Origin of the sequence: Agromyces humi (genome assembly GCF_009720255.1) — a bacterium.
GTDB classification, from domain to species: Bacteria; Actinomycetota; Actinomycetes; order Actinomycetales; family Microbacteriaceae; genus Agromyces; species Agromyces humi.
Window position 1 is genome coordinate 1 of the sequence record NZ_WJSP02000252.1, and the last position, 5460, is coordinate 5460.

The window sequence follows — 5460 nt, forward strand, 5'->3', positions numbered from 1 at the left end:
GGCAACGTCGCCAACGCGAAGAGCGACGAGCTCGAGATCGCCAAGGAGTTCGCCGCGTTCGCGAGCGGTGAGCAGGCTGCGAAGATCCAAGCCGAGACCGGCACCGTGATCCCCGCGTTCAACGGCATGACCGCGCCCGGCCGCTCCACCACCCCGGTCGACGCGTTGTTCACGGCGGCCTCCGCCGTCACCACGACGGGTCTCGCCTCGGTCGACACCGCGACCCACTGGACGTTCCTCGGCCAACTGCTGATCATCGTGATGACGCAGCTCGGCGGCCTGGGCATCCTCGTGTCGGCGGCGCTCATCGGCGTGCTGCTCGCACGTCGGCTCTCGTTGCGCACCCGGCTCAACGCCGCGAACGAGTTCCGCGCCGAGGGCTTCACCGACCTGCGCAGGCTCGTGCGCACCGTCATCGGGATCACGCTGCTCATCGAGGCCGTCGTCGCGTTGCTGCTCTTCCTCCGCTACCTCACGTACTACGGCTGGAACGTCGGCCGGAGCGCGTGGAACGCGGTGTTCGACTCGATCTCGGCGTTCACGAACCTCGGATTCTCGCTGCAGTCCGACAGCATGATGCAGTTCGTCGGCGACCCGTTCATCTGCCTCCCGCTCTGCGCCGGCGTCATCCTCGGGGGCCTCGGCTTCCCGGTCATCGTGCAGCTCTGGAAGGAATGGCGGCGACCGCTGCGCTGGAGCATGAACACGAACCTGGTGGTGACCGGCACCGTCGTGCTGCTCCTGGCCGGGGCGGGCTACCTCACGATCGTCGAGTGGGACAACCCCGGCACCCTCGGCCGGCTGGACCCGGCCACGCGCGTGCTCGCGGGGTTCTTCGCCTCGGTGATGACCCGATCGGGCGGCTACAACTCGGTCGACATCGCGGCGATGCACGATGACAGCTGGTTCGCCACCGATGTCCTCATGTTCATCGGCACCGGCCCGGCGAGCGTCGGCGGCGGCATCCGGATCACGACGTTCCTCGTGCTCTTCTTCGTCATGGTGACCGAGTTCCGCGGCGAGCTGCAGGTGAACATCTTCGGCAAGCGCCTGTCGCGTGCGGTGCACCGCCAGGCCATCACGGTCGTGCTCGTGAGCGTCGCCGCCGTGGTGGGACCGACGCTCCTGCTGCTGCAACTCACCGAGTTCCCGCTGGGCCGGGTGCTCTTCGAGGTGATCTCGGCGTTCAGCACCACCGGTCTCTCGACGGGCATCACGCCCGACCTGCCCGACTCGGCGAAGGTCGTGCTGGCCGTGCTCATGCTGGCCGGCCGCGTCGGCCCGCTCACCCTCGGCACCGCGCTCATCCTGCGCGACCGCCGCATCCTGTACGAGTTCCCGAAGGAGAGGCCCGTCGTTGGCTAGACGTTCGATGTTCGGCGACCAGAGCGCCACCCGCCGGATCGCCGAAGCCGACTCGGTCGCGGTGATCGGGCTCGGACGGTTCGGCCGGTCGCTCGCGCTCGAGCTCATGGCGGGCGGCACCGAGGTGCTCGGCATCGATGCCGGCGACGACAACGTGCAGTCCCTCAACGGCCAGCTCACGCAGGTCGTCCGGGCCGACCCCACGAAGTCCGAGGTGCTCCGCCAACTCTCCATCGACCAGTTCGACCGGGTGGTGGTGGCGATCGGCGGCGACCTCGAGTCGTCGATCCTCACTTCGTCCGCCCTGCTCGCGATGGGGCTGCCGTCGATCTGGGCGAAGGCCGACACCGATGAGCACGCGCTCATCCTCGAGCAGCTCGGCGTGCACCACGTGGTGTCGCCCGAGAGCGACATGGGCCGGAAGGTCGCGCACCTCGTCCGTGGGGCGGCGCAGGACTACATCGAGATCGAGCGCGGGTACGCGGTGGTGAAGTCCGCGCCACCAGCACGGCTGCACGGGATCCCGCTCGGGAAGACCGGCCTGCGCAAGGAGTTCGGCGTCACCGTCGCCGCCTACAAGAAGCCCGGATCCGAGTGGACCAACGCCGACGCCGACACGGTGCTCGGCCCCGACGACACGATCCTCATCGTCGGCCCGACGAGGAAGGCCGAGGGCTTCGCCCAGTTGCGCTGAGCAGGGCGCGGCGATCGAGACCACGGCCGGCAGGGGCATCCGGATGCCGCATGCCTGCGATTGCACCGTGAGACGTGCCGCCGCGGCAGCCGCTGTGCCGGTCCCGAGTCCTAGGCTGGGGTGATGACCGACGTCACGCTCCCCTCAGGCATCGCGAAGGACGAACTCGACGGCGAGGTGCGACCGCAAGACGACCTGTTCCGCCACGTCAACGGCAAGTGGATCGAGCGCACCGAGATCCCCGCCGACAAGGCCCGCTACGGCTCCTTCCTCGTGCTGCACGAGGAGGCAGAGGCGGCCGTGCGCGACATCATCGTCGAGGCGCAGCAGGCCGAGCCGGGCACCGAGGATCGCAAGGTCGGCGACCTCTTCGCGAGCTTCATGAACGAGCAGCGCGCCGACCTGCTCGGCGCCACGCCCATCGCCGGGCAGCTCGTCGACGTGTCGCTCATCAGCTCGGTCGAGCAGTTCCTCGAGACCCTGGGCCGGCTCGAGCGCCAGGGCGTCTCCGGCTTCCTGCAGCTCTACGTCGACAACGACCCGGGCGACCCCGAGCGCTACCTCGTCTTCGTCGAGCAGGGCGGCATCGGCCTGCCCGACGAGAGCTACTTCCGCGAGGAGCGCTTCGAGGCCGTGCGCGCCGCCTACGCGAAGCACCTCGAGCGCATGTTCGCACTGGCGCAGCTCGACGACGCCGGCGATCGCGCGGTGCGGGTCTTCGACCTCGAGACCGACCTCGCGAAGGCGCACTGGAACAACGTCGACACCCGCGACAGCGAGAAGACGTACAACCTGTTCCAGTGGGCGGATGCCGCGGCCGCGGCATCCGTCGACCTGCAGGTGTGGCGCGACGCCATGGGCGTGCCCGAGGGCGCGTTCGACGAGCTCGTGCTGCGCGAGCCCTCGTTCGTCGAGGGCCTGGGCGCGCTGCTCACGGAGGAGCGGCTGCCGGCCTGGCGCGACTGGCTCGCCTGGCAGGTGATCCGCTCGAGCGCCGCCTACCTCTCGAACGACTTCGTCGAGGCGAACTTCGACTTCTACGGCCGCACGCTCACGGGCACCCCGCAGATGCGCGAGCGGTGGAAGCGCGGCGTCTCGCTCGTCGAGGGCGCCATGGGCGAGGCCGTCGGCCGCATCTACGTGGAGCGGCACTTCCCGCCCGCGGCGAAGGAGGCGATGGACGACCTCGTCGCGAACCTCGTCGAGGCGTACCGCCAGTCCATCGCCGCGCTCGACTGGATGGGCGACGACACTCGCGCGAAGGCACTCGACAAGCTCGAGAAGTTCACGCCGAAGATCGGGTTCCCGGTGAAGTGGCGCGACTACTCCAAGCTCGAGATCACCGCCGACGACCTCGTGGGCAACGTGCGCGCCACCGCGGAGTTCGAGTTCAACCGCGAGCTCGGCAAGATCGGCAAGCCGATCGACCGCGACGAGTGGTTCATGACCCCGCAGACGATCAACGCGTACTACAACCCCGGCTTCAACGAGATCGTGTTCCCCGCGGCGATCCTGCAGTACCCCTTCTTCACGCCCGAGCGAGACGCCGCCGCGAACTACGGCGCGATCGGCGCGGTCATCGGTCACGAGATCGGGCACGGCTTCGACGACCAGGGCTCGAAGTACGACGGCGACGGCCGGCTCACCGACTGGTGGACCGAGGCCGACCGCGAGGCCTTCGAGGAACGCACGAAGGCCCTCATCGCGCAGTACGACGCGTTGAAGCCGGCCCAGCTCGACGGCCAGGACCACCACGTCAACGGCGCCCTCACGATCGGCGAGAACATCGGCGACCTCGGCGGGCTGGCCATCGCGTGGAAGGCGTACGTGCTCTCGCTCGACGGTGCCGAGCCGCCCGTGATCGACGGGCTCACGGGCGCGCAGCGCTTCTTCCTCTCGTGGGCGCAGGCCTGGCAGATGAAGGGCCGCGACGAGGAGGTCATCCGCCTGCTCGCCATCGACCCGCACTCGCCGAACGAGTTCCGGTGCAACCAGATCGTCCGCAACATCGACGAGTTCTACACTGGCTTCGGAGTGACCGCAGATGACGCCCTCTGGCTCGAGCCGGCCGAGCGGGTGACGATCTGGTAGGACACTCCACTCATCCGTCCAGTCCATCTCTTTCGAGCGCGCCGCAGACCGCGGTGGGGGAGCGCCGAGCGTCCGAGGAAGATCGTGCAAGCACTGTGGTGACGTCGTCGCAGGGTTCCGAACGCCGAGCGCGCCACGCCAGCATCCGACACGGCAAGCACCGCACCGAGGAGCCCAACGAGAACTTCGCCCGTGGCTTCCACGCCCTGGGCGAGCTCGCGCTCGCGGGCGTGCAGGTCTCGGCGCGGGCGACCGACCTCGCGACCGGCAAGGTGCTGTTCTCGGTCGACGACCACGTCGTGATGCCGACCGCGTCGATCGGCAAGGTGCTGCTGCTCGTCGAGGTCGCCTCGCGGCTCACCGGCGCGAGCCCCGAGGCGTTCACGGTGCTCGACCGCACCCCCCGCGACGCCGTCGGCGACTCGGGAATCTGGCAGCACATGCAGTCGCCGTCGCTGCCGCTCGCCGACCTCGCGGCGCTCATCGCCGCGTCGAGCGACAACCTCGCCACGAACGTGCTGCTCCGCTACGTCGGGCTCGAGGCGGTGCGTGCGCGCACCGAGGCGCTCGGCCTCACCCGCACGGCGCTCCTCGACCTCGTGCGCGACCACCGCGGCCCCGACGACGCCCCGCAGTTGTCGATCGGCTCGGCGAAGGAGCTCACGTGGCTGTTCGCGTCGCTCGCCCGCGGCGAGGTCGTGAGCCCCGAGGTGTCGCAGCGCGTGGTCGGATGGCTCTCGCTCAACGCCGACCTCTCGATGGTCGCCTCCGCGTTCGGCCTCGACCCCCTCGCGCACCGCAAGCCCGACCACGGGGTGCTGCTCATGAACAAGACCGGCACCGACGGCGGCGTGCGCAGCGAGGTCGGCGTGCTCCGCGGCCCTCGCGCGAGCGTCGCCTACGCGGTGTCGATGTACTTCGCCGACACGATGCTCACGTCGCGCCTCGCGGTGCTCGACGGCATGCACCAGGTCGGCGTCGACCTGCTGGAGTACGTGCACTGAGCGGATGCCGCGGGCTCGCGGCATCCGTCGGCCCGCGTCGGCCCGGGGTCGGGGCTGCGCTCAGCCCTGCGCGAGCAGGGCGACGCCGTCGAGGACCGCCGTGTGCGTCTCGTGCGCGCCGAGCACCCGGAAGTGCCCGACGGCGGGGACCCGGACGTTCGTCGCCCCCTCGAGGAAGCTGCCGTCGGGATACGCAATGCGGGTGCGGTGTGCGTGCAGGGCCATCCCGCCGCGCAGCCGTGCACAGCGCAATACCGCTCACCGGTGATGTATCCCCACTTCGGCGCGCACGCCAGATCCTCGGCG

The 5460-nt window shown here is 69.8% G+C and carries 5 protein-coding genes; 4 read left to right on the plus strand and 1 reads right to left on the minus strand.

The genetic code is table 11. The annotated features are described in order from the left end of the window. The 4 genes from GH736_RS16255 to GH736_RS16270 all read left to right on the plus strand — a co-directional run. A partial coding sequence (locus tag GH736_RS16255; RefSeq protein ID WP_159605197.1) for a TrkH family potassium uptake protein occupies window positions 1-1365 on the plus strand: 1365 nt, incomplete at its 5' end. Next, window positions 1358-2059, plus strand: coding sequence for a potassium channel family protein (locus GH736_RS16260; protein WP_407922359.1), 702 nt, complete (start codon window positions 1358-1360; stop codon window positions 2057-2059). The genes GH736_RS16255 and GH736_RS16260, both read left to right, overlap by 8 nt. 123 nt (window positions 2060-2182) lie before the next feature. Next, window positions 2183-4150 (plus strand): M13 family metallopeptidase, encoded by a 1968-nt coding sequence (locus tag GH736_RS16265; RefSeq protein WP_159605199.1) that lies wholly within the window; start codon window positions 2183-2185, stop codon window positions 4148-4150. Window positions 4151-4245: 95 nt separating this feature from the next. Next, window positions 4246-5154, plus strand: a complete 909-nt coding sequence (locus GH736_RS16270; RefSeq protein WP_159605201.1) for a serine hydrolase — start codon at window positions 4246-4248, stop codon at window positions 5152-5154. 60 nt (window positions 5155-5214) lie between these two features. Here the strand turns inward: GH736_RS16270 and GH736_RS16275 are convergent, their stop codons facing one another. Next, complete coding sequence (locus GH736_RS16275) at window positions 5215-5379, minus strand: hypothetical protein (protein ID WP_159605203.1); 165 nt, start codon at window positions 5377-5379, stop codon at window positions 5215-5217. Window positions 5380-5460: the final 81 nt, after the last annotated feature.